At 43.2% G+C, this 24818-nt stretch carries 19 protein-coding genes; 13 read left to right on the forward strand and 6 right to left on the reverse strand.

Annotated features, from left to right (window positions below; all coding sequences use genetic code 11):
* Positions 1–157: 157 nt before the first annotated feature.
* Positions 158–3409 carry a S41 family peptidase gene (locus EXT47_RS22380; protein ID WP_205991274.1) on the reverse strand — a complete coding sequence of 1084 codons (3252 nt, stop codon included), beginning with the start codon at positions 3407–3409 and terminating at the stop codon, positions 158–160.
* 144 nt (positions 3410–3553) lie between these two features.
* On the reverse strand, positions 3554–4357 hold the full coding sequence (locus tag EXT47_RS22385; RefSeq protein ID WP_039496487.1) for a putative porin: 804 nt from the start codon (positions 4355–4357) through the stop codon (positions 3554–3556).
* A 170-nt stretch (positions 4358–4527) separates the two neighbouring features.
* Between EXT47_RS22385 and EXT47_RS22390 the strand changes: the two genes are divergently transcribed.
* From EXT47_RS22390 to EXT47_RS24130, 10 genes are all read left to right on the forward strand, one after another.
* Positions 4528–4914 carry an STAS/SEC14 domain-containing protein gene (locus EXT47_RS22390; protein WP_130127630.1) on the forward strand — a complete coding sequence of 129 codons (387 nt, stop codon included), beginning with the start codon at positions 4528–4530 and terminating at the stop codon, positions 4912–4914.
* 142 nt (positions 4915–5056) lie between these two features.
* Complete coding sequence (locus EXT47_RS22395) at positions 5057–5749, forward strand: SDR family oxidoreductase (protein WP_069021301.1); 693 nt, start codon at positions 5057–5059, stop codon at positions 5747–5749.
* Between the two features lie 108 nt (positions 5750–5857).
* The gene (locus tag EXT47_RS22400; RefSeq protein WP_130127631.1) at positions 5858–6514 is read left to right on the forward strand and encodes an ABC transporter ATP-binding protein; all 657 of its coding nucleotides are present in this window, start codon (positions 5858–5860) and stop codon (positions 6512–6514) included.
* 4 nt (positions 6515–6518) lie between these two features.
* A complete protein-coding gene (locus tag EXT47_RS22405; RefSeq protein WP_240701654.1) occupies positions 6519–8972 on the forward strand; it encodes an ABC transporter permease in 2454 nt (817 codons plus the stop codon).
* Positions 8962–10029 (forward strand): lipocalin-like domain-containing protein, encoded by a 1068-nt coding sequence (locus tag EXT47_RS22410; protein WP_130127633.1) that lies wholly within the window; start codon positions 8962–8964, stop codon positions 10027–10029. Before EXT47_RS22405 ends, EXT47_RS22410 begins: the two co-directional genes overlap by 11 nt.
* A 178-nt stretch (positions 10030–10207) precedes the next feature.
* Complete coding sequence (locus EXT47_RS22415) at positions 10208–13486, forward strand: MHYT domain-containing protein (protein ID WP_130127634.1); 3279 nt, start codon at positions 10208–10210, stop codon at positions 13484–13486.
* Positions 13486–14469: an HD domain-containing phosphohydrolase gene (locus EXT47_RS22420; protein ID WP_045989692.1), complete on the forward strand. Its 984-nt coding sequence runs from the start codon at positions 13486–13488 to the stop codon at positions 14467–14469. The genes EXT47_RS22415 and EXT47_RS22420 overlap by 1 nt, the downstream gene beginning before the upstream one ends.
* A gap of 156 nt (positions 14470–14625) precedes the next feature.
* The gene (locus tag EXT47_RS22425) at positions 14626–15324 is read left to right on the forward strand and encodes a hypothetical protein (protein ID WP_240701655.1); all 699 of its coding nucleotides are present in this window, start codon (positions 14626–14628) and stop codon (positions 15322–15324) included.
* Positions 15325–15570: 246 nt separating this feature from the next.
* A complete protein-coding gene (locus EXT47_RS22430; protein ID WP_130127635.1) occupies positions 15571–16257 on the forward strand; it encodes a porin in 687 nt (228 codons plus the stop codon).
* Positions 16258–16740: 483 nt separating this feature from the next.
* Positions 16741–17427 (forward strand): porin, encoded by a 687-nt coding sequence (locus tag EXT47_RS24130; RefSeq protein WP_240701656.1) that lies wholly within the window; start codon positions 16741–16743, stop codon positions 17425–17427.
* Between the two features lie 42 nt (positions 17428–17469).
* Here the strand turns inward: EXT47_RS24130 and EXT47_RS22445 are convergent, their stop codons facing one another.
* Both EXT47_RS22445 and EXT47_RS22450 read right to left on the reverse strand, forming a co-directional pair.
* Positions 17470–18804, reverse strand: a complete 1335-nt coding sequence (locus EXT47_RS22445) for an FAD-binding oxidoreductase (protein ID WP_039496505.1) — start codon at positions 18802–18804, stop codon at positions 17470–17472.
* 1 nt (position 18805) lies between these two features.
* Positions 18806–19363: a GNAT family N-acetyltransferase gene (locus tag EXT47_RS22450; RefSeq protein ID WP_130127636.1), complete on the reverse strand. Its 558-nt coding sequence runs from the start codon at positions 19361–19363 to the stop codon at positions 18806–18808.
* Between the two features lie 214 nt (positions 19364–19577).
* On the opposite strand from EXT47_RS22450, the gene EXT47_RS22455 reads away from it, so the two are divergent.
* The 3 genes from EXT47_RS22455 (at position 19578) to EXT47_RS22465 (ending at position 22812) form a co-directional block, all read left to right on the forward strand.
* Positions 19578–21017 carry a chitinase gene (locus EXT47_RS22455; protein WP_084204324.1) on the forward strand — a complete coding sequence of 480 codons (1440 nt, stop codon included), beginning with the start codon at positions 19578–19580 and terminating at the stop codon, positions 21015–21017.
* A 335-nt stretch (positions 21018–21352) separates the two neighbouring features.
* Positions 21353–22552: an RsmB/NOP family class I SAM-dependent RNA methyltransferase gene (locus EXT47_RS22460; RefSeq protein ID WP_240701657.1), complete on the forward strand. Its 1200-nt coding sequence runs from the start codon at positions 21353–21355 to the stop codon at positions 22550–22552.
* Positions 22553–22560: 8 nt separating this feature from the next.
* Positions 22561–22812 carry a DUF2999 family protein gene (locus EXT47_RS22465; protein WP_039496508.1) on the forward strand — a complete coding sequence of 84 codons (252 nt, stop codon included), beginning with the start codon at positions 22561–22563 and terminating at the stop codon, positions 22810–22812.
* Positions 22813–22879: 67 nt separating this feature from the next.
* On the opposite strand, the gene EXT47_RS22470 is transcribed toward EXT47_RS22465, so the two are convergent.
* Positions 22880–23302, reverse strand: coding sequence for a hypothetical protein (locus EXT47_RS22470; RefSeq protein WP_226899064.1), 423 nt, complete (start codon positions 23300–23302; stop codon positions 22880–22882).
* Positions 23303–23688: 386 nt separating this feature from the next.
* Positions 23689–24678, reverse strand: a complete 990-nt coding sequence (locus EXT47_RS22475) for a WD40 repeat domain-containing protein (protein WP_130127637.1) — start codon at positions 24676–24678, stop codon at positions 23689–23691.
* Positions 24679–24818 lie beyond the last annotated feature (140 nt).

Genomic DNA, 24818 nt, shown 5'->3' on the forward strand with positions numbered 1-24818 from the left:
AGTAGTCGTAAAAAAAGATAAGGTCGATTACGAGATATTACATGGTGGTAACTTTTTCATAACCTATTTAAGAGGCACAAAGCGAATAAGCAGAAAGAGATAAAAGAAGTGGTTTAAAGTCAGAGCCTTAAACCACTTTGAGGAGCTAGTAACGCGCTCAGAACTTAGATGGTGCAGGAGGCACTGTCAGTGTTTTCTTTGGGCTATCTTTTAACTCTTTCAGTAGCTCTTTCACTGCACGCTCGACAGAAGGATCTTTACCTGCATGAACAAGTTCAGGTCTATCGATCACTTCGATATCAGGGCTGACGCCTTCGTTCTCTATAATCCAATTACCATCGTTATCTAGAATTCGGAAAGTTGCAGCGATAACCTGGCCTCCGTCAACAAGACTAGGATTGCCAGAGATACCGATAAGACCACCCCAAGTGCGAGTACCAATCAGTTTGCCAAGGCCCGCCTGACGAAAGTAGTAAGGTAAAGCATCACCGCCTGAGCTTGAATAACCATTGATAAGCATCGCTTTTGGACCATCGTGTGCAAACGAAGGTGTTTTTGTTGGTTCAACACCACGGCGTTTCCAATAGTTCAGTGGTTTACGGGCAAGCCAAGTGATCATGTGCTCAGGGATAAAGCCGCCGCCGTTATAACGGTCGTCGATGATCAACGCATCTTTGCTCGTTTGTGGCATAAAGTTCTTAAATAATGAACGGTTACCATCATAATGGGTATTTGGTAGGTGAACGTAGCCAATCTTACCGTTTGATAGTTTATCCACGTAGTCTGCGCGTGATTGAACCCATGCCATGTAACGTAAGCCTTGCTCGCTGGCGACAGGTTTTACCGTGGTTTTCCAGCTATCATCAGCGCTTGGTGATTTACTCAATACCAGCTCAACTTGCTCGCCTTGGGTGTTTTCAAGTAGCTCGTAAAAGTTAACCACGTCTTTTACCGAGCGACCATTTACCGAGATGATGTAATCACCCGTATTGGCATTCACACCAGTTTCATCGAGTGGTGAACGGTAGTCTTCATGCCAGTTCTCACCTTTGTAGATACGCTCAATTTTTACGTAGCCAGACTGATGAGCGCTTATTTCTGCACCAAGTAAACCATGCTTTTTGCGCTCGGCTGAAGGGGCATCACCAGATTGTACGTAAATGTGACCTGCGTTGATTTCACCCGCAATTTCGCTAAGTACATAGTCTAAATCACTACGGTGTGCGACAGCGCTGGCAAGTGGTTGATACTTCTCCAAGATAGCATCCCAATCTTGACCATGGTGATGCTCGTCGTAGAACCAGTCGCGTAAGGTGCGCCAGCCTTCTACATACATTTGTTGCCACTCAACTTGCGGGTCGATTTTCAGTGTCATCTTAGACAAATCAAGCTGACTGGCTTTTAAATCTTGCTTTGGCTTTGGTGCAATTACACTGAAGTTGTTACCAGCGCGAGCGATCAGGTGCTTACCACCAGCGGCAACTTTATAGCTGCTTACGCCTTCGGCGACGGTTTCAAGCTTGCTATCTGGTTCCGTGCCGAGGAGCTTTAACGCACCGCCTGTTAAGGTTAGTACGCCCCCTTCAACACCTGTAAGCGCACCGTAGTTACCCGCTGGGGCTGAGAGTGATACAACCCGCGACATAAAGCCGTTGGCCTCAATGCGATTTGCTTGTTTTTCGCTGTCCTTTTTCGTTTCATCGTCTGATTGAATGCTTAACTCATCACTTTCAAAGGCATTAAGCGGCTTAATCTGACTATTCACCGCAACGCTATAAATGCGTGTGGCATTATTAAACATATAATCAAATTCATAGCTGCTAAAGGTGAGGTTATAGTCACGCTCAGAAGTGAAATAAATGTAGTTACCGTCAGGCGAGAAAGTAGGATTACGCTCACTGGTCATGTTGTCAGTCAGTCGAGTGACCTTTTTATCTTCGGTATTATAGTGCCAAAGCGAGGCATAACGGTTTTCATTGTTTTTAACAAAAACAATATCTTCACTGTTTGGTGACCAAGTATATTCGGTTAGACCATCTTCGTCGTATTTGGCGGTATCAATTTTATGCATATCACCAGATTTCGCATCGACCCACCATAGCGTGTGGTTTTTATCAGCAAAGAGCAGTTTGCTGTTATCAGCCGACCAAATTGGCGTAAAGCGCCAGATGGTACCATTGTCGGTTAACTGGATGGTTTTGTTGTTATTTGCTCTATCTTTGAGATAGATCTCATATTCACCTGTTTTATCGCTCATGTAGGCAATATAACGGCCATTCGGTGACCAGCTAGCTTCAATTTCACGGCCTTCAGGCGTATAAGATAGATTGCGAGTAGGGCCCTGTTTTACTGGGACTGAGAATAACTCACCACGGGCAGTAAACAATGCACGCTTACCATCGTGTGATATATCCATAGAATCGATAAAGTCGCTAACGTTTTTACTATATGGCATGGCATATTGACGCACACCAGCAACATCGATTTTTAGCTTTTTAGTTGTCTTTGTCGCTTCGTCAAAGCGATATAAGTAACCGCCATTTTCGTAGACAATGGCATCTGGTCCGGCTGATGGCCACAGCACGTCAAAGTCTTTGTGGTCAGTCATTTTAACCGGTGACTTGCCATCGCGATATTTATAAAGGTTGAGCGTGTAGTCACGATCAGACACAAAGTAAATACTGTCATTCACCCAAGTTGGTTGCTGATCGGTTGCTTTGTCAGTGGTGAGTTGTTTAGACGTATTGTTTTCAAGATCGTAAATCCAGACATCCTGCGCTCGACCACCACGAGAGCGCTTCCAAGTTCTAAACTCTCTGTCGATTGGCGTGTAAACATACTTGCTACCATCAGGGGAAAGCATACCACCGCCAGTTTCTGGGATGGCCATCGGCTGCTCAAGTCCACCTTCTACTGGTACCATATAGGGGCGACCCATACGTTTGCCCCACGGTGTTCGATTTGCTCTAAAGACGATATGTTTGCCGTCAGGCGTCCAATCCATCACACGGTAATCGAACCCACCACGAGGTGGCATTTGCCCAACATCGTTGTAATAAGTGAGTTGCTTTAATCCTGAACCATCAGCATTGATCACATAGATTTGACGGCTGCCATTATACTCAGCGGCAAAAGCGATTTTGCTGCCATCTGGAGAGAACTTAGGGAAAGTCTCAAACCCAATATGGTCAGTCAGACGTTGGCTTTTACCTGTGTTGGTATTGGCAATATAAATGTCGCCAGCATATACAAAAGTGACTTTATCTTTGTGAATATCTGGAAAGCGGAGTAGGCGGGTATCTTCGGTCTGATACGCTGAAACAAAAGGCGCGGCTGCCGCAGCAATGGCGAGCACGAATGTTTTTATCTTCATCATAATATAGGCATTTCCGTTATTATTTTGATACATAATAACGATTGATAAGCGAAATGCACCCAATTTAGATGAGTAGCTTGTTTCAAAATGTGAAAAAACACCCCAACGCGGAGTGTGGTCGCGAAGAGGTGTTGAGTAGTTGGGGGAGGTACAGATGTACCTCAATCATGTGTTGATTTAGAACTGAGCAACAAAAGTTAGGTTGCTTGTTTCACCGCCGTCAGTGTCAACTACACTACCTTTAAGGTAGTAAGTGTCGTTGAAGAAGTATTTAGCTTCTACTGCTAAGTCTGAATCATATGAACCTAGACCAAGCGCAAAGTTGCGAGTGAAGTAGTAGTTTGCAAGCACGTTTGTTACGTTGTCGTCAAAACCATCAGTATCAATACGGTTGTGCTCTAAGTCGATTGTGAAGTAGCTGTCACCACCAACGTGCATGAAGTAACGTGCACTTAGGTTTAGGTAATCAAATTCGTCTTCAGTTTCAACTGTGAAACCAATGTAATCTGTAGAATTTAGTTCGTGATTGTACTCAGCTTTGAACCAAGTAGTATCACCGTTTTCAAACTCTTCTTGGCGAATACTTAGCTTTAGGTTGTCGTTGTAAAGGTAACCAAAACCGAAAGAGTAATGGTCGTCAGCTTCGCCAAGATCTGCGATGCCAGCAGTTACAAACCATTCTTTAGTGATAAAGCCTTCACCACCAGCAGAGAAAGCATTTGAATAATCATCGTTAAAGTAACTTACGCCTACATTGCTGTCCGTATCAAGGTAGCCAAAGTCATCCCATACGCCTACTGATTCTTGAGGTGCGAAGAAATAGCGAGAAGAAAGCATCAGTGCGCGGTTGTCAGAGCCATCATAGTCATAATCTGTGTAACTAGCGGTGTTGAACCACTCTTTTTGTACGTTACCAGTGTTAGCCTGAGCTGCTGCTGAAACAAGTAGTGAAACAGCTGCGATAGATAGTAGTTTTTTCATAGTCATCCCTTTAATTTCCATATATTGAGCTACATCGACTCAACGGCGCGCATGGTAGTATTAGAAATCTGAACGGAAGCTGACAATAATGAAAAAAGTTTGGATATTGGCAAAAAAGCTGAGACTTAATTATGCTTTTTATCTATAAGATAAACATAAAGGAAGAGAACATGACGAATTCATTCCATGGTATATCAATAGGCACTGAGCGCTTTGGAGATGATATTTATCTCACACTTAAGCCTACAGGTAAACTCACTCATGAAGATTATGTTGTTATTACACCAATAATCGAGAGTGCACTGAAAGCAGTAACAACGCCTAAAATCTATGCATTTCTTGATGCGACTGATTTTGAAGGCTGGGAGCCAAGAGCCATCTGGGATGACTTCCGACTCGCCTTTGAGCATAGCACTGAATTTGCCAAAGTAGCAATATATGGCGGTAAAAACTGGCATCGACTTGCTGCAACAATAGGTAACTGGTTTGTTACTGGTAAAGTGAAGTATTTTGATGATAAAGAAGATGCGCTGAATTGGATTAATGAACGAGAATGATTAAAGTTGAATTAAATTCATTATTTGTGCGCTGTGGCTTGAGGCGCTAATCACGTGTGCAAAAAGTGGATTATTCAACCTATCATCAGTATAGTGAATTAACACCATTGGCTTTTGTCATAACGGCTTAGGAGCTTCAACTGTGAAAAAAATACTGATCACTGGTGCAAACCGCGGTATTGGACTTGCGTTAACTAAAACCTATCTGCAGGCTGGTTGGCACGTGTTAGCAACGTGTCGAGACCCGCTTATTGCTTCAGAACTAAATTCTCTTGCGCCAACTTTTCCTGAGCTCCAAGTATTTGCCCTAGATGTGACCAATTACGACCAGATGGAAGAATTAAGCGAGAAGCTGGCCCCTGTTGCCATCGATATTGTTATCAACAATGCGGGCATTTATGGGCCGAAAGATTATGCGTTTGGTGAAACCGATATAGAAGCGTGGCGAGAAGTGATGGAGGTTAATGTATTTTCCACCATGCGTCTTGCAGAGCTATTTTACACCCATCTTTGCAACGGCAATGAAAAGATTTTTGCAGCCATCTCTTCCAAGGTCGGCAGTCACACCATGAATACTAAAGGCGGTGGCTATATCTATCGCAGTTCGAAGGCGGCGTTAAACTCAGTGGTAAAAAGCCTATCAAATGATTTACTGGGTGAAGGGATCCGCACCGTTGCTATTCATCCCGGCTGGGTCCAAACGGAAATGGGTGGCCCTAACGCGTTAATTACCCCAGACGAGTCTGCAAATGGGATCTATTCCGTATTATCTCATTTCGTGGATGCACAAAGCGGCGGTTTTTACGACTATAGCGGTGATGCTATTCCTTGGTAGTTAAACATTAGCTAACCTGCGCTGACACGAGAAATAAAAGATCCTGACTACTTAACGAGACAGATGCATTGAGTAGTGCCCACATAGTAGTAAAGGAATGTGCATACAGTGGTAGAAGTTCAAAATTTAGTCTTCACGCGTCGTGATGGTGACTTGAATCGAGCCGTATTAGATGAGCTTAGTCTCAGTATTGCCGCTAAAGAACAGGTCGCGATTGTTGGGGATAGCGGGTCGGGTAAAACTACCCTGATCCATCTTATTGGTGGTTTATTAAGGCCTGATAGCGGCAGCATTGTTATTGATGGCCAAAATATTACTCAATTTAATGATACCGAGCTGGCGCTCTATCGTCGTGGTTTGGGGATGATATTTCAACACTATCAATTACTTGCACCTCTATCCGTCTACGACAATATCGTTTTTCAAGCACAGCTCAATCAATTGAACCCAAAGCAAAGCGATGTTAATGCGCTGGCTGAGCGCTTGGGGATTTGGCATAAATTAACAGCCTTGCCTCAGCAATTGTCAGGTGGTGAGCAGCAGCGAGTTGGTATCGCACGTGCCATGATCAACAAGCCTAAGTTATTGCTGGCCGATGAGCCGACGGGGAACTTAGATGCTGCGAAAAGCGAAGAAGTGGTATCACTTCTGCGTGAGCTGTGCGAAGAGCAAGGCGTTAACTTGCTTATGGTTACGCACAGCCAACACCTTGCTGACAGCCTAGATAGAAAAATCACCATTCAAAATAACCGTGCTTATGGTTAAAACGATGGAACGGCTGAGTGCGTTATCAGAAATTAGACTGATACTCACAGTTTTTATCCAGTTCTACAAAAGGCATCTTTGGTTGTTTTTGCTATTCGTTTTTGGCTTATCTTTGGGTAGTGCTTTGCTTGGCTCAATTCGAGGACTAAATCAAGAAGCAACAGATCGCTATCAGCAAACCAGCGCACTTATTAACAATCCAATTAGTCACTTTGTTCGGCCAAGCGTAGGCCGCGAGATGTTGACTGCCGATGTATGGACGGCGCTTCGAAACGCAGGAGTCGTATCTGCTGAGCCTGTTTTGGAAGGTGTGCTTACCCTGCCGAACGGGAACAGGCTCCGGATCAAAGGAGTTAATACTTTGCAATGGCTGTCTGTGCCTAAAGCGCAATCACAGGGAGGTAAGTCAGGCAATCAAATAGCACCATTACGATTCGGATTTAACACAATTTACGTATCTGACACGATGGCTCGACAGTTGTCGCTCAGTAGGCATGAGGTGTTCAAGCTTCTTAATACGGATGTACACTTCGTTGTTTTATCGCAACTGACTGGTGATGTCGCATTAGCCGATATTGCATTAGTTGACCATTTACTGAATTCTTCAGGTCGAATGAGTTATATAGAGATCTCAAATTCAGTATTGGATGAGGCAAAAGTTAGGCAGATTTTAGGTGATAAAGCACAGCTACAAAGTGCACAAGCCCAGTCGTTCGACTCGTTGTCGAAGGCGTTTTTCTTCAACCTGCAAGCGCTTGCATTCCTGGGTTACGTGGTTGGTGCTTTTTTTAGTTTTAACGCCATAAAACTTTGTCTGCACGCAAGAAAAAAACTACATCAGCAACTCACACTACTTGGATGTATTCAAGCAAATGTAGTCGCAGCGGTAGTCATTGAGGTGCTCGTCTTAAGCTTGATTGCTGCATTGGTGGGCGCAGGTGTGGCTTTCTCGGGGGCAAACTTATTGGTGAGCGAGATCTCTGCGGCGTTAGAGAGCCTATTTACATTAGATAGGCGTTTACCGGTTCATTTCAGTTGGTTAGTCGTGCTGCAAGCATTTGTGTTAAACCTTTTGGTACTCGCAAGTGTGGCCTATTGCCAAGTAAAGCCTCTTACTTTTTATAAATCTTGGCAGAGTAAAATAGTGAGTGGAGGTCTACTGGCTGTGGCCGTTGGGTATTTTTATCTTGGTAGCGAAGCGCCATTTCATGCGCTTGGGTTATGCGTTTGCCTTCTGTTACTCTTTTTTATGATAACACCAGCGGTACTGCGAGCCGCGTTTAAAGGTATTCCAACTCAACATCCACTAATTAAATGGATGAAAGCAGACAGTGGCGAGCAGATCAGAGTACTTGCGATCAGTGTTTATGCCGTATTGCTTGCGGTTGGCACTTCCGTAGGGTTGCAAATTATGGTGAGCAGTTTTAGTTCAGCTTTGCAGATCCATTTAGATGGTCGCCTAAGCGCAGATTTATATGTGAGGCCTAGTGAAGTCTCTGATGTGCAATATCAATGGCTCTTAAGCCAAAAGGATATTGAAAAGGTCGGTGTATTTTGGCGTGCAGAGATACGTTATGGCCTGAGCTCACATCAACAAGCTACTCAATCAGCGAGCTTGATAAGCTTCGGTCGCTCTAGCGAACATCACTACAATCTTACGCTGCTTGCGGGAGTCGCACCTAATAACGAAGTGCTTTACTATGATGCGAATAAAAATGTGAGTGGATGCCTTGCCAACGAGCCAAGCAAATTATTGTATGGTGTAAAGTTGGGCCAGCGTATTCGGTTGCAGCAAGGCAAAAAGCATATTAACTGTGAGATAACGGGCTTTTATTACGATTATGGTGAACAGCGCGCGGTGTTCGTCGCTGTTAGTGATGCAATTGAAAACGCCGGGCTTAACTATGAAGCATATGGTTTTTCAATTGTTCTAAAGCCAGATATTGATACCGCTTCATTTAAGCAAAAGGTCATACAGCAATTTCATTTAAACGACTCTCAAGTGGTTCAAAATCAGCGTTTTAAACAATACGCTACACGTTTGTTTGAACATACGTTTTACGCAACGCACGCGTTAAATTTAATGATAGTTGCTATCGCGCTATTTGGTTTGTGGGTATCATTATTGACACTCGGTGCTAAGCAAATTCAACCTTTGGCCATATTAAAAACATTAGGCGTTACCACTTGGCAAGCGTTTGCCATTAAATTAGGGCAGAGCGCCATTATCTTGCTGGTGAGTTTGGTGCTGGCGACGATACTTGGGGGAATGCTCGGCTGGATCTTGCTTAAATTTGTAATGCCAATTGGTTTCGGTTGGACGATCCCTTTTCTATTACCGTATCTTGATATCGCGGTCTTTATCACCCTCATTTTTGGTTTAGCTTTGCTAGTTAGTGTACTACCTCTACTCAAACTGACTCGTCACGATACTGCGGATCTGTTGTATGAAGACTAATTATTTTATCGCTTTATTACTGCTAATTGTGGGAGTTGGCTGCACACCGGAATTATCAGAAGCCCCTAATTCAAAAAATGATTTTTTCAATCTTGAGTTGGGCGACCCCGTTTCTCCGTCATACCAATTGAGTTTTCCACTTGATCACGGCAGCCATCCTGATCAAGGCATTGAATGGTGGTATGTTACTGCAAACTTAAAAAGTGACTCAGGGCAGGAATTTGGTGTCCAATGGACGTTATTTAGAACCTCAGCTGTCAGCGGTCAATATGTCAGTCCATGGTGGGATGGTGAGTTATATTTTGCGCATTTTGTAATTCAAGACAATACAAGGCACCAAGCCTTCGAACGTTATGGCAGAGCAGGACAAGTAAAAATTCAAGCTGACCCATTTATCACGCAATTAGATAATTGGTATTTGCGCAGTGAGACGGAAACATTTTTTCCGTTAACGCTCCATGCTGAGGAAGGAAAAAGCCGTGTTAATTTAACACTGAGAAAAAGTCCGATAGTGCTTCATGGGAAGAATGGTTACAGTGAAAAAACGTCCGACGGCCATGCCTCTATGTACTACAGCTATCCTTTTTTAAGCGTCTCGGGTGAGCTTACTTTTCAAGGTGCAACACATCAAGTCAGCGGTGACGCGTGGTTCGATAGAGAATGGTCTTCCTCGTTTATCAGTAAATCACAACGCGGCTGGGACTGGTTTAGTATTCGCGGTCAAGATAGTTCGAATGGTGCACTAATGGTATTTTGCATTCGTGATAGCCAACAAGTCTACAAAGATTGCCGAGGCACTGAAATTACAGCTGAGGGTAGCGCGACAGAAATAGCGCATAAGGATATTCAATTAAGTGTTTTGGAGCAGGTTTCGTTAGATGGAGTAAGCTATCCATTTAAATGGCAACTACGACTAAAGCACAATCCTGTTATTCTGATCGAAAGTACCAATCCTGATGCGAGAAACCAGCTGACTATCCCGTATTGGGAAGGAAGAGTAAAAGTGTCCGGCGGCTATACCGGTGAAGGGTACGCTGAGCTAGTCGGATACGAATAGCCCGCATTGGCTATACTGATTAACTCGTACCTATATTGTCTTTATATTTCCTAGTGAGATAGTACTAGCCCACAATAAACATGAATTTATCCTGAAATCTTGTTTTGACAGCGCTTTTTTCTGTCAAACTCAGTCCTAGAAAGCTAGACTCTAAGAATATCTTACTATCTGTGTTGCTATGTTAAATACGTTTTTTGTAACCGACCCCGCACCAGAGTTGTTACTCAACGGAACTTATGATGCTACGCTTGTGGCGTTATCTGTGCTTGTGGCTGTTATTGCCTCATTTTTTACGCTTATCCAGATCGACTTTGCTGAGCAAAATCAAAATAGCCGTATAAATCGACTCGCAAAATTTGGCGGTGCTGTGGCCATGGCTGGTGGCATTTGGAGTATGCACTTCATTGGCATGTTAGCGTTTTCACTCTGTGTAGAAGTGGATTACGATCCTTGGCTTACTGCGGCGTCTATCTTCCCCGCTTTCTTAGGCTGTTGGGTTTCGTTTGATTTGATAACACGACCAAATGTCACACTTGCAGTTAAGGGGCTTGCCGCTGTCATTTTGGGGGCCGGTATTGGTACCATGCACTATAGCGGTATGGAAGCCATGCAGCTTGGCCCTATGTTGGGCTATGATCCTACACTTTTTGGCTTATCAATTATCGTTGCAGTGTCACTCGCTTTCATCGCAATCCAAACGAGAAGTAAGCTGCGCGATTATGTCAGCGACAACAATATCAGTGTCGTGAGGTGCTTAGGTGCTTTGGCGCTCGGGGCGTCGGTATCGGGAATGCACTACACAGGTATGCAGGCGGCGAAATTTGTATCTGACTCACCAATAATCAGCCAAGAAATGCAAGATCAGCACACACAGTCACTCGCATTGTTTATTGCTGCTGTCAGTATGATCATTAGCGCTTTATCTGCGCTTATTCATACTGCGAGCAAGTACCGTTCGGTGGCTGCAGACAAAGCCGCTAATGAATCTAGGCTTGCGGCGATCCTAGAAACGGCCGTTGACGGGATCATCACCATCAATAGTGACGGTATCATTAAGAGCTGTAACCAGTTAGTTGAACGAATTTTAGGATGGTCTGAGCGAGAAACGGTTGGTCGCAATGTTGCGGTGTTTTTACCTAAAGAAGCGCAAACGAATGTATCATTCGACAGCGCTTACCTTGAGCAATTTAAAGGGGTTGGTCGTGACATCAAGGCGCTACACAAGCAAGGGCATTTAGTGCCTATCCGATTGGGGATAGGAGAGGTTGAGCTAAAAGATCAAAGTGCGTTTTATGTGGGTTTTATCACTGACCTAACAGCCCAAAAGCAAATGGAAAAAGCGCTGATTGAGCAGGAAACGCGTTATCGAACACTATTAAATAATATGCCTGGCGTGGCGTTTCGCTGCCGGATTGATAGCGAATGGACAATGTCGTTCGTAAGTCCCATTGTCGAGCAGCTTACAGGCTATCGAGCAGAGGAGTTTATTTCTGGGCAAGTTCATTTTGCTAGCTTGATTATTGAAGACGATAAAAGCTTAACGCACGATGTGGTTGAACAAGCACTACAATGCGGCAAAGCGAGTTACTCGCAGGAATATCGAATATTACACAAGTCAGGCCATACCAAGTGGGTGCTGGATAAAGGTTCATTTGAATACGATCAAGCGGGTAAAGTTGAGGGCATTGCGGGCGTATTACTTGATATTAGCGAGCGCAAGAACATGGAAGACGAACTACGTGCCGCGAAAAGCATCGCTGAAAGCGCAGCGGCTTCCAAGCAAGCGTTTTTGGCGAACATGAGTCATGAAATTCGCACGCCGATGAACGCCATTTTAGGATTTAGTGAAGTACTGAGAGAGTCTGAGCTGAAGCCCGATCAAAGTAAGCATGTAAATACGATACTTACCAGTGCAAAGGCGCTGCTGCATTTACTTAATGACATTTTAGACTCCGCTAAGCTGGACCAAGGCAAGCTCGACCTGATTGAGAATGATTTCTGTATTTCTGCGCTACTCGACAACGTGGTATCGACGTTTTGGTATCAAGCAAAGAAAAAGGGCTTAAAACTAGAGCTCACGATGAGTCACAGTTTGCATCAAACTTATCATGGTGCTTCCGACCGCTTACGGCAGGTATTGGTTAATTTATTGGGTAATGCCATTAAGTTTACTGCACAGGGCAGTGTAGAGCTTAGCGTTGAATCCTCTCATGACGATTATGTGCTGTTTAAAATTGCGGACACAGGTATAGGGATTGCCAACGATAGACTAGATTCTATTTTTAACCCCTTTGAGCAGGCCGATGAGAGCATGAGTCGCCGCTTTGGTGGTACAGGCCTTGGAACGACCATTAGTCGCCAGCTAGTCGAGTTAATGGGTGGAAAAATATGGGCTCGCAGTGAGATTGGAAAAGGGTCTACTTTCTACTTTACCGTGCCTCTTAAGAAAATCGCGGCATTCACAATAGCGCAAGATGTTCATGTTGAACTTCCCCCATTAAATATATTGGTTGCTGATGATATTCAACAAAATACCGAATTGTTGAGCTTATTACTTGAAAAGCAAGGTCATAGTATAGAAGTCGCAGGAGATGGGCTTGAGGCCATTGAAAAAGCAAAAGCGCAACAATACGATCTTATTCTAATGGATATTCATATGCCGGGTTGTGATGGACTTGAGGCGACGCGCGTTATCAAAGCATATGAACGAGAAAATAGGCAACAAGAGACACCGGTAATCGCACTCACCGCGAGTGTGTTAGGTGAGGATAGAGCCGCTGCAAAAGCTGCTGGTATGGCCGCATTTGCCTCAAAGCCGGTGGTGATAGAAGATTTAACTCGCACCATTGCTGAGACGCTCAATATCAATATTGCTCATACGGCGATTGGAGTAAGACAAACCAGCAACAAACAGCTTATAAATAGAGCCAGAGCGATAAATTTGTGGGGCAGTGAGGCTCGGTTTTTAAAAGAGTTAGCGCGTTTTTGGGAAGGTAAAAGAGAAGAAGTGATAGCGCTCTTTGCGCATGAAGGTCAGTTTACGAATGATGTACTACAGAGTATTCATACTATCAAAGGCGTTGCTGGAAACTTGGCTTTGGAGACGCTATTTGGTCTGCTCGAGCAAATCGAGCGTAAAAAGGAAATTGACGAGCGCTTGAGAGCTAAAATGGCGCTCATTATTGAAAAACTAGACGACGTGGTTGGACTGAGTGATGAAGAAGTTGTAACCAACGCGTTGAGTGAGGGCGACGTTTTTTTGTTTAAGCAAAACTTGCCACAAGTAAAAGAGATGATAGATGAGGCGCAAGTCGAGGATGATGTGCTTGACGCATTGTTAGAGAGTGCGCCCCTTACGTACCGAAGCCAGGTAGAGGCGTTGAAACATGCATTGGATGATTTTGAATTTGAACGTGCGGAGGAAATTCTCGCACAATTAATGAGTACTGATGTGTAATGATAAATGACCACAAGCCTCTGATCCTAGCCGTTGACGATGAAGCAACGAATCTCCAAATTTTAAAGCAAACGCTGGGTAATCAGTATCGTATGAAGTTTGCAAAGTCAGGAAAATTGGCGCTGGAGCTAGTAGATAAGGAACTACCTAACTTAATTTTACTCGATGTTATGATGCCAGAAATGACAGGCTTTGAGGTTTGCTCCAAATTAAAAGAAGACCCTACCACAGCGAGGATCCCGGTGATTTTTGTGACTGCCTTGAGTGAAGAGTTTGACGAAGCTCGAGGCTTTGAGTTAGGTGGTGTTGATTACATTACAAAGCCTATCAGCCCTGCGATAACTAGAGCGCGAGTGAAGACGCACTTGTCTTTAGTCAGTGCTACTGAGCTTAAAAGTGCGTACGTTGAACTGATGCAGCGGCTCGGTCAGGCGGCGGAATACAAAGACAATGAAACAGGCCAACATATTGCAAGAATGAGCCGCTACTGCTTTGTGCTTGCTAAAGCTTGCGGTTTACCGGAAGCGTATGCGGAAGATTTGATGCTCGCCGCCCCGATGCACGATATTGGCAAGGTCGGAATTGCCGACAGCATTTTGCTGAAACCCGGACGCTTAGATGCCGAAGAGTATGAGGTGATGAAACAACACGCTGAGCTGGGTGCAAGCATACTCGCGGATTCTGATTCAAAACTCGTCAAGCTTGCATATTTAATGGCAATGGAGCACCACGAGAAATTTGATGGAAGCGGTTATCCAAAAGGATTAAAAGGGGAAGAAATCTCACTTGAAGGACGGATCTGTGCACTTGCAGACGTGTTTGATGCGCTTACGTCAAAGCGCCCATATAAAGAGGCTTGGCCTATTGAAAAGGCATTGGCCTTTATCCATTCTGAAAGTGGTAAGCATTTTGACCCAAAATTAGTTGAATTGCTCGATGAAAACCTACCAGAAATCCTAAAGATTAAAGCGCAGTATGACTGAGGGGAGTTTATCTTCGCTGGCTAATTGAAGATTAATTCTTGTGAGCATAGAGAGAGTAGTAAGGCATTTTTAGGCGGCATATATTGTAAAGCATTTGCCATGCGAATAATTTGTATCTATATTGGGTTCTAAGCAGGAACTATCAACAAGGATACGATGGTGAATTCAGTTTCAACTATGGCAATAAGTCTTACCGCCATGTTAACTTCACTACCTAGCATCGCCAGTTCAACAAATTTTATGGAGCTTGGATTTGGTCGGTTAGCGTTCGATAACGTCAGTGAGATTGAGCCTAAAGGCTTTGTCATTACAGCAAATATAGAGTTTGGTGGGCTTTACCTAGAAGGTTCTTCTGCTCTTATGGCTGATGACGTCGCGGTTACCGGATTAGTTTATGGTGCAGAAGAAGACGTATTAACTACATTAGATTTCGATGTTGACTCTAGAGCTTATACCCTATTGGCCGGTAAGCAGTTTGATTTGAATGATCATAGCCTTATTGATATTTATGGCGGTTATTCTAGGCATAGACTGGAGATAGCTTATTCAGGCTTAGTCAATACGACGTACTATGATGGTTACACCAATAAAGAGCTTATATTATTTCTTGATCAAGGGGCTAATGAGTCAAGTGATCATTATCATTTAGAAGCTGCTTATGACTATACACATGTAGACCTTAATTTTAGGGTAGGTGTTGGCTTTGAGCGGATCCAGGATGATGTAAGTGAGAATAATTTAGTGTATCTGGCTGAGGTTGGATATCGTTTTACCAATAATATTTCCGCAAACGTGAGCTATAGAAATGCTGAGGTCTACGATACTCTTAGTCTGAATTTGAGGTATAGCTTCTGACGACAATGCCCTTGTCATGTCGTTAATCTTATTGTGAACGGCATGGCATCCACTTCCAAAGCGCCTAGCTAATTTTCTTCCGCCTGGTTTACGACATTGAGTGAACCAGAACAAGTTAACGCATTGATTAATAGTAACAAACTTTGTTACAAAATCATTTTGTATTTATTTTGGGTTCTAGTTGTATTTATATGTAATTGCCGTAGTATGCGCCACGAATTAAATACGAGAATGATGGAGTGGATCGTGAATTCAATTTTAAGGCAAGTGGCATTAGTATCTGCATTATTTGCATCAACAGCCAGCCTAGCAAACTCAACAGACTTCGTTGAACTAGGTTATGGAAAAATCACGCTTGATGGCGTTGATGAATTCAAGCCTACGGGTATCGCAGTTACGGTAAACAAGGCATTTGACGGCTTTTATCTTCAAGGTACTTATGCTGCATTAAGTGATGATTTTAAAGGTACTTTAATCGAAAGCGATTATTACGCAAATATAGAAACAACGGTTAAAGTTGAGACAGATTTAAACTATCTTACCCTTTTAGTTGGTCATCAGTTTGATATAACAGATGCTGGCTTTGTCGATGTATATGGTGGTTATTCTAGATACAAATTAGAAGTGGATTACTCAGGCATCGCAGATATTGCTTATAACGATGGCTATAGTTATCAAGAAAGCTTCTCTGATAAAGAGAGTGACACGAGCGATCATTACCATATTGAAGCTGCCTACGAGCATTCATTCGGAGCTCTGAATGCACGTGTTGGTCTTGGTCTTGAACGTATTCAAGATGATGAAAGCGAAACTAACTTTGTATACTTAGCCAAGCTTAGTTACCAATTTACCGACAGCATCTCGGCTAATGTTAGCTACAGAAATGCAGACGAATATGATAACTTTGGTGTAAACCTAAGATATAGTTTCTGATATCACGGTTACTAGGGTCGACAGTCTCTAGGTAAGATGCGGTTTCTTTCAGTAGAAATCGTATCTAAAACAAAATGCATGTTCTAATCCAAACTTTTGCTACTATACCTGTTAACACCAAGCTATTATTTCTCTAGCATTTGTGTTCATCTCTTCGAGTTTTCCTATCAAATTAAGCTTTTTGCATCGCACCCAGCATGTAATACCAATTAGTCTTAACACTTGCTCAATTTAAAGGAGTAAATCAGGCGCTAACTGCGTTGAATTCACTACCAATAGCTAGCTATTGGTGCCCAAACTCTCTGGCTAGATAAGGAATTAATTTAATGTGTTTTTAAAAACAATTAGTTAGCTCATTCCTTATCTAAACCTCAGGTTAAATAAATTAATATTAAAAGTGTTTTTATTCTAGAAACACTTAAACGTGCAACAAAACCTTGTTATGCTCCGATCTTTACTATGTAGATAGATAAGGAGATGATCATGAATTCTACAGTTAAGTTAGCTGCTTGCCTTTCAGTATCTTTGGTAAGCTCAAATTGCTTCGCACAGTCAAAAGATTACGTTGAGATAGGTTATGGGAAAATCTCAATCAAAGAGCTGAGCGAAATAAAACCAACAGGGCTTGCGCTGAGCGCAAAAAAATCCTTCGACCAATTTTACCTACAAGGTACCTATATAATATCGAGTGATAAAAACAGTCAGCAAAATGATATCGCTAGTGGCGTTGGCGCTCGAATCATCGAAACAGAAGTTGATACAGACTGGAAACAATTTACTTTACTAGTGGGTCATGAATTTCAACTATCAGAGCAATCATCGCTGGATTTATATGGTGGTTATTCTCGGCTCAAATTGCAAATGGATGCAACTGCGGAAGTGGAATATATTATCAACCGCGAATACCGTTATAGAAATGAAATTGACGTATCAGCTAACAACGATGCCGATCTTTATCATCTTGAATTGACTTATGCGCGCTCAGTAGACTCATTTGATGCGAGGGCCGGTATTGGGTTTGAACGCATCAATGGTGAGGAAGGAGAAAGTAGTTTTGTATACCTTGCTGAGATTGGCTACCATTTTACTGATCATATCTCTGCAAATCTAAACTATAGAAATGCTGATGTGTACAACAACGTTGGTTTTAATCTGCGCTATAGCTTTTAGTCGTTGAAAAAAGGTGCGTGATGGGCGCACCTTCTTAATTTGCTAAGCGTATTTATCCATCAACTGAGCATATTGGTAATACGCGAGTTGGCCTACTCTTCTTAATTGCGGCATCGGAAACTTGGGTAGTGGCTTAGTATAGATTGGTAAATTCGGGACTTTAAGACCCATTAATTTTTCAGCAAGTCGAATACTTGCCTGAGCACTAAACGCTACACCTGAGCCGCAATATCCAAGTACATATCCGGTATTGTTTTCGCTGTAGATATGAGGAAGGTCATCCAGTGCAGCGGCAATATAACCACTCCAAAAATAATCAACTTTAACATCGAGTTTAGGAAAGCAATCGTTAAGTGCTGAGCGCAAGTTGTATTGATATTTTGCATTGTCCTGATCATGCCCAAACACCGCGCCTCGCCCACCAAACAAAATACGGTTGTCAGGAAGACGACGATAGTAGTATTTAAGCCGTCTGGTATCCATGACGACTTGCTCTGTGATTAAGCCATTGGCTGCGAGTTGCTCGTCGCTGAGTGGTTCAGTCACGATAATACTACTTAAAATAGGCAAGTAACGCCCTTGAGTTAACGGTGAAAACTGTCGCTGAGCATAGGCATTCGCTGCGATCACTACCTTATTTGCTGAGACTTTGTGGCCGTTCACTTCGAGCTGGTGGTTGCCATTTTGGTTCTGGTGGCGGGTGACCAGACTGTTTTCATAAAGTTGCACATCAGCTTGCTGAGCTAATGCCTTGTAACCTAGCAACAGCTTCAAAGGGTGAATACCAAACGCGTTGTCAAATCGCAATGCGCCAAACCCTTGCTGGTTGTGCATATAGGTTTCGGTCAGTTGTTGCCGAGACAGTAATTGATGGCTCTTGCTACCCATGGTTGCAGTGAGAAATTCGGACTGCGCTTTTAGTAGCGAAAATGCTTGCTGATTGTGTGCAACTTTCAAATACCCAGATGCTTGCACGTTGCAGTCAATGTGATTGGCGTCGATATGTTCACGGACTAAAGCAACGGCGTTGTTGTACTCTTGATATATGGCTTTACTGACATCCAGACCATACTTTTTGGCCAGTTGCGCATAACCAAGCCGTCCCGTACTTGGCAGCACAAATCCTGCATTTCTCGCGCTCGCGCCAAAGCCAACTTGATTTGCTTCAAATAGGGCAACGCTTTGATGATGAGTGGTTGCCAAATGGTAGGCGGTAAGTAAGCCCGTAAAACCACCACCGATCACTGCGATATCTACTTGTAAGGGTTTATCTAGCGAAGGGGTGGGTGCACCTAAAGGGTAGGTTGCAGCCCAGTAGCTGTTGGCAAAAGCTTGGCCTTGGCAATGTGGCTGAGTGAGTGGATCAAACCCTGACATCTTAAAACTCCAATACCATTTCTGCTGCTTGGCAATGGCATTCAGTACCACAAATAGTACAAACATAGCCGTGATAGATACAGTCGTCTAACCACTTATCATTATGGACTTTAATCAGTTTGCCACCGGCCTTAGTGAAGTATTTAACGGCTCCGTTACCTGGGCTTTGTTTCCAAAGATGAGCAACGCCAGCTCTCGCGCCTTGTTGTTTTAATGCTGTAATTGCGTGCTTTAGTAATTGGGGGCCAATACCTTGGCCCTGTGCGTTCGGTGATACCGCGATACATTTAAAATATGCCATATCATTTTGATCAACAGGCCACAAAGACGGTGAACTCCACTTATCTATAGGCCATTGTCCGGCACTATATGACGTTCTGAAGCCGAGTAACTCATCTTCATCGTTTAGGGCAACAAAGGAAGCATTTATACCATCTTTACAGCCTTTTTGGTGCATTTGTTCAATGCCCGCGTTATCAAGATAATTATCACCATGAACGAGATTACCAAGTGCGATAACACGCTCGAAATGTTCTGGTTGTAAAGGAATGATTTTCATAGGCTCTCTGTTGTTGTTATTTACTGTGAGGCATTTTGACTAGCATATCACGTTAGATTATGTACCAAAAACGCAAAGGTTCATCGATTTGAGTAAACGTTATTACATGTGTTGTCGGAATAAAAAGTGAACAAAATTTGACAGCGATGTCATTTTGTTAATAATTGTTGAATTGGTGGGTTCCACTATTAACAACAACATGTAAAGGAAAAGTATGAACAGTCTAAAATTAGCGACCGCAGTTTCGCTTGCCATAACTGCAAGTCAAGTGATGGCCATGAGTCCGCAACCCGATCCACAAAACCCTAATGGTTATATTGTTTCTCGAATAGAGTTGGATAATGCCCAGAGCGCGAAGACCAATAACCCAATGTATGCGATTTGGTCAAAAGCACTGGAAACAAGAGATAATGCGGTTGTAGAGGCCATTGCGCCTGGGCTTGCCAGTAATCCAGATAATGTAAAAAGAGCTGAGCGGGTATTTGGTCAAACTCAGTGGCAATTTCTTACGCAAATGGCGGCGCCTGAATACACCTATACGCGCTTTTTGCGTGCTATTGGCAAGTTTCCCGCATTTTGTGGCGACTATACTGATGGTCGAGACGCCGACGTAATCTGTAAACGCTCAATTGTGACTGCATTTGCGCATTTTGCCCAAGAAACCGGGGGGCATATTGCCAAAGACAACACTTCTGATAACCCTCTCGGGTTAGAAGAGTGGCAACAAGCATTGGTTCATGTGCGTGAAATGGGTTGGTCAGAAGGGCAAGCTGGCTATACCACAGGGTGCGGACAAAATGACTGGCAGAATCGCCGCTGGCCATGCGGGACAGGGCAAGGATATTTTGGCCGAGGCGCTAAGCAGCTTTCATATCACTTCAACTATGGCGCATTTAGTGAAGTCATGTTTAATGGTGATGCCACGGTGCTATTAAACGATCCGGGTCTAGTAGCAGACTCTTGGCTAAATTTAGCGTCTGCAATTTGGTTTTTCTTAACGCCGCAAGCACCAAAACCTGCAATGTTACACGTTATTGATAGAACTTGGACGCCATCATTGCGTGAAAGTGAGGCGGGGATTGGTTATGGCTTTGGTACCACGATTAATATTATCAATGGTGGTATTGAATGCGGCGCGCAAAATAAAGACAAAGGTCAGCCCGTTAACCGCATTCGTTATTGGGAAGGACTCTCGCATTATTACAACATCACCATTGAAGCTGATGAAGAAAATACCTGTTGGCAACAAACACCATACGGCAGCTTAAACCTCGACGGCGCGACTGATGTCCTTTACACCAACTGGGAAGGTGATTGGGCTTATTATGCCGACCGCCCAGGAGGTTATTCATTTGAGTGCAAACTCGTGGGGTATCAAACAGCTTATTCCGCACTTGTGCCGGGAGATTACGAGAAATGCGTGACAAACTTTTATCAATCACACGCAAGCTGGCCTGAAGTTCGTGTCGTTGATGACTTACCAACCAACCCGACTGAACCGCCTGTTGATGGTGTACCTGCTTGGGATGCCGACAAGGTTTACTTAAAAGGTGATAGAGCGAGCTACAATGGTGTGATCTACGAAGCCAAGTGGTGGACCAAAGGAAATATCCCAACTGCCGATGGCTCGGGTCCTTGGTTAGCGGTTAACTAAATAACCTGAGCTTCGGATAATTAATGCCTTTCTAGCAGCCAGTTTTAGCGCTAACTGCGTTGAATTCACTTCCAATAGCAAGCTATTGGTGCGTAAATTCGCCTAATTACCCCTAAAACTCTCTGGCTAGACAAGGAAATAATTTAATATTATTTTAAAAACAATGAGTTAGTTTATTTCTTATCCAAACCTCAGGTTAAATAAGCTAATAGCTGTGGGGCTTACTATATTGGTCCCACAACTTTTAAGATTCTCTGGCAAAGATCATAAACTCCAATTGATGCCCCATGGTATGCGCGCTAAAATAGTGTTTTAGCAATAATCGAGACCATATCGTGTCTGTAACTCGCTCGTTAGTCCAAACTCTGTCTGAGTGCATTGAACATGTGCTAGATACTTCTCTCCATGCTGATAAAGCATTAACTCAATTACTACAGAACAACCCACAGTGGAACCTTGATGAAAGGCAGTATGTGGTGAGCAATTATTACCATATCTTCCGCTTTAAACGGTTACTGGCTTACCTACTTGAGCATGAAGAAATGCCGCTAGATGGCTTTGGCTACTGGTTAACTTGCCAAGTTGTTACAGCGCAGCCGCTTCCAGAGTGGGTGGATACCGAGCGATATAATCTGGAAAAGCTGCAAAGCTTAATTGAGCAGGCGCCTCAAGCCGTTCGTTTATCATTACCTGATTGGTTAAACGAGGTTGCGCATGAGCAACTGGGTGAGCAGTGGCCTGCGGTTGCATCCGCGCTAAATCAAAGTACTCAACAATATTTGCGAGTCAATAGCCTAAAAAGCGATATTGCGACAGTAACAGAGTCTCTGGCAAAAGAAGGGATCAAGGTTTCACAGGTTGCACTTGATTCTCATGTTGCGCTAAAAGTTGAGTCCAATAGCCATCTGTTCCGCTCTCAAGCGTTTCAGGCGGGTTGGTTTGAAATGCAAGATGCAGGTTCTCAGCAAATTGTGCCTTTTTTAGAAATACAGCCTGGCCATAAAGTGGTTGATGCCTGTGCAGGCGCTGGTGGCAAGAGCTTACATATAGCGGCGCTAATGGAGAATAAAGGTCGCTTGTTGTCTATGGACATCCATGAACATAAGCTTGAAACGCTGAAACAACGAGCGAAACGTGCTGGTGTGCATGTTGCTGAAACGCGCGTTATTCAAAACAATAAAACCATTAAGCGTCAAAAAGAGAAGTTTGATCGCGTGCTACTGGATGTGCCGTGCTCAGGTCTTGGTGTATTAAAGCGTAATCCAGATGCAAAGTGGCACTTGAATTCGCAAAATTTAGACACACTTATTGCTTTGCAAACCGATATTCTGGCGCGCTACAGTCAAATGTGTAAGGTGGGCGGCAAATTGGTGTATGCAACTTGCTCTATTCTTCCTTCTGAAAATGAGCAGCAGGTTGAACGCTTTTTGGCAAATAACCCCAATTGGCAGTTAGAAGACTCACTACGTTTACTGCCAGGAGTAAATTCAGAATTTGACGGTTTTTACGCCGCACGATTAGTAAAAAATAGTTAGGAAACAAGATGAACCCAATCATTGCATTACTTAAAGAGCACAATATTTCGGATGAACAGATCCAAGCGGTATTTACCCAACTGACTGAAAATCCAATGATGGCGATGGCGACTATTCAGCAACTAGGTATTCCACCCGAAAAGCTTCAACAGTTGATGGCTTTGGTAATGCAAAATCCGGCATTAATCAAAGAAGCAGTTAACGAATTAGGCCTTGATTTTGAAAAGGTTGAGGCTGCAAAAGCACAGCTAAAACAGTAGTATTAATGGCTATGCCCTAGACAAGCTCAGCCTTGTCTAGGGCATAGCTAAATAACTCACATGCAGATCAAATCTTGTGAGTAAAACCACCGTACACCCCAAATAAAAATCCGAGAATACCAGAAAATAGGGTCGATCCTATCGCGTAGGCAAGTATTGCCTTACCCCAATTTTTCCACTTTATTAGCTCATTTTCCGCCATTTTATAGTTAAGTATTATGCTGTACAAACCAGAAAATAAGAGCGAAAAAATTGCGTAAAGCTGCTCGCTGAAGATACCCAGCATTAGTGGAATTGAGAATATCAGTATGCTTAGGGTTAGAATGAGTAGGTGTCCTATAGCGTACTCCAGCATTGTGTAGGGCGCAGAACGATACACTAGCTTAGAGGCTAATCCGAGTAAGAATGCCAGAATAAAGACGCGATAAATGTGCGTTGCTTCATATAGTGCGATTTCAGATTGCCATTTGAGCTGCTCTTTCGATTCCAAAAGTTGACTGCTGGATATGAAGCTGATTTCAAGTAGATGCGAGGCAAGCACGATCACGGTGAGTAGAATAAAACTAAACTTGAAGGGATTACCAAAACGGCTTCTCTGTCCATTCAAGTATCCAAGAATGGTCTTAAAAGGTCGAAGTAATAATCCAAAAAGTAATTTAAAAAAAGGGGATTCGAGTTCAAGCAGTGCGCTTTGAAGCAAAATGCGTAAGTGTTTAAAGGTCAGTCTCGATGCTTTTTTCTGTCCGCAACCTGAGCAGTACTCGCCAACAAGTTGAGTGTGACAATTTAAACAGTGCGATTGATTGTCAAAATTTGAGTGTTCCATAGATGTATTTATTATTTTTTCTTGTCGACGAATGCTACCTTTTTTTGTCTCTAATAATCAAACAATATAGGTGTTAAGGCCCACTTTTCTAGTACTCCATCTGAACTTATCGTCGTGAGCATATTGCTATCAGAGATGTGTACATCATAAACTGTGCTGCCCAAATTCAGTTGTGCTATTGGCCAACTGACAATTTCTTTTCCCGACGTTAATTCCCATAACGATATATATTCCTTGGAAGAGGTGGTTAGCAGAAACTTGTCGTCAGCGACGAATTGTGAACTCCGAAAAAACTTGAAGCGCTGAGGATAGGATAGAGATAACACTGCTTGACCTGTACGCGTATCAATGAACTTTTGGTCTTGCAGGGCGTCTGATACGAACAGCCAATGTTCATTTTGTGATAATGCCAAACTGGTAATACGATGAGGCAGCTCATAATCTACAGTGACTTCTTTACTAGTTAACTCAAGCCTTTTAGCGTGACCGTCTAAAGAGGCCGAGTAGAGCGAGGTCAAACTCCGGTTAAAAATCAAATGTGTAATGCTGCTTTCATGAAGGTTTATTCTGGTGATGATTTGCTCATCTAAACTCAAAAGTAGTGCGCTGCCGTCATTGTAGCCAAGGACGATAAGCTGCTCGTCACTGGACCACAGAGCCTTGGTAACGCGAATAAATGAGTCAAACTCAGGTAATGGATAACTGACAACTTCGTTTGAGTGCAATTGCCAGATGTTAAGTTGGGTGTCCGAAATACTCAGAATACTGCGCTTGTTCGGCGCTATTAAAGCGTCACGAAAAGTAAGTTGGTATTTACTTCCTTCGATTTGTTTAATCAGCTGTTGGCTTTGGTTATCCCATACTTGTAGTAAATGATCGTCAATGAGTAGTAAGGTTAGCGCCGCGTCACTAGAAAGTTGGGCGAGACTAACCGGCAACTGAGTCAATTGTATTTGCTCTGTTGGCTCTAGAGTTTGCCTTTTGCTACATCCGGTGAGGATAAGCAAAGCGACTATCATTGCATAAAAAGCGAGTCTCATTCTATACCTTAAGTTTTAACCTTTCCCTCTTTCTCAAAGAAAGTTAAACACATCTTAATGACAGTACCAAAAATGGCTTGTGCTGTATTTATATATCGGCGTAAGGTAAAGCTCCATTAATATTAACCTTGGAGTATGGA

The organism is Pseudoalteromonas sp. CO342X, from assembly GCF_004208915.1.
In the GTDB taxonomy this organism is placed as follows: Bacteria; Pseudomonadota; Gammaproteobacteria; order Enterobacterales; family Alteromonadaceae; genus Pseudoalteromonas; species Pseudoalteromonas maricaloris.

What these genes read in the sequence shown, in the direction of transcription:
- EXT47_RS22380 (WP_205991274.1), bottom strand. Translation starts at nt 3,409, where the DNA reads ATGTATCAAAATAATAACGGAAATGCCTATATTATGATGAAGATAAAA.
- EXT47_RS22385 (WP_039496487.1), bottom strand. Translation starts at nt 4,357, where the DNA reads ATGAAAAAACTACTATCTATCGCAGCTGTTTCACTACTTGTTTCAGCA.
- EXT47_RS22390 (WP_130127630.1), top strand. Translation starts at nt 4,528, where the DNA reads ATGACGAATTCATTCCATGGTATATCAATAGGCACTGAGCGCTTTGGA.
- EXT47_RS22405 (WP_240701654.1), top strand. Translation starts at nt 6,519, where the DNA reads ATGGAACGGCTGAGTGCGTTATCAGAAATTAGACTGATACTCACAGTT.
- EXT47_RS22410 (WP_130127633.1), top strand. Translation starts at nt 8,962, where the DNA reads ATGAAGACTAATTATTTTATCGCTTTATTACTGCTAATTGTGGGAGTT.
- EXT47_RS22415 (WP_130127634.1), top strand. Translation starts at nt 10,208, where the DNA reads ATGTTAAATACGTTTTTTGTAACCGACCCCGCACCAGAGTTGTTACTC.
- EXT47_RS22420 (WP_045989692.1), top strand. Translation starts at nt 13,486, where the DNA reads ATGATAAATGACCACAAGCCTCTGATCCTAGCCGTTGACGATGAAGCA.
- EXT47_RS22425 (WP_240701655.1), top strand. Translation starts at nt 14,626, where the DNA reads ATGGTGAATTCAGTTTCAACTATGGCAATAAGTCTTACCGCCATGTTA.
- EXT47_RS24130 (WP_240701656.1), top strand. Translation starts at nt 16,741, where the DNA reads ATGAATTCTACAGTTAAGTTAGCTGCTTGCCTTTCAGTATCTTTGGTA.
- EXT47_RS22445 (WP_039496505.1), bottom strand. Translation starts at nt 18,804, where the DNA reads ATGTCAGGGTTTGATCCACTCACTCAGCCACATTGCCAAGGCCAAGCT.
- EXT47_RS22450 (WP_130127636.1), bottom strand. Translation starts at nt 19,363, where the DNA reads ATGAAAATCATTCCTTTACAACCAGAACATTTCGAGCGTGTTATCGCA.
- EXT47_RS22455 (WP_084204324.1), top strand. Translation starts at nt 19,578, where the DNA reads ATGAACAGTCTAAAATTAGCGACCGCAGTTTCGCTTGCCATAACTGCA.
- EXT47_RS22465 (WP_039496508.1), top strand. Translation starts at nt 22,561, where the DNA reads ATGAACCCAATCATTGCATTACTTAAAGAGCACAATATTTCGGATGAA.
- EXT47_RS22475 (WP_130127637.1), bottom strand. Translation starts at nt 24,678, where the DNA reads ATGAGACTCGCTTTTTATGCAATGATAGTCGCTTTGCTTATCCTCACC.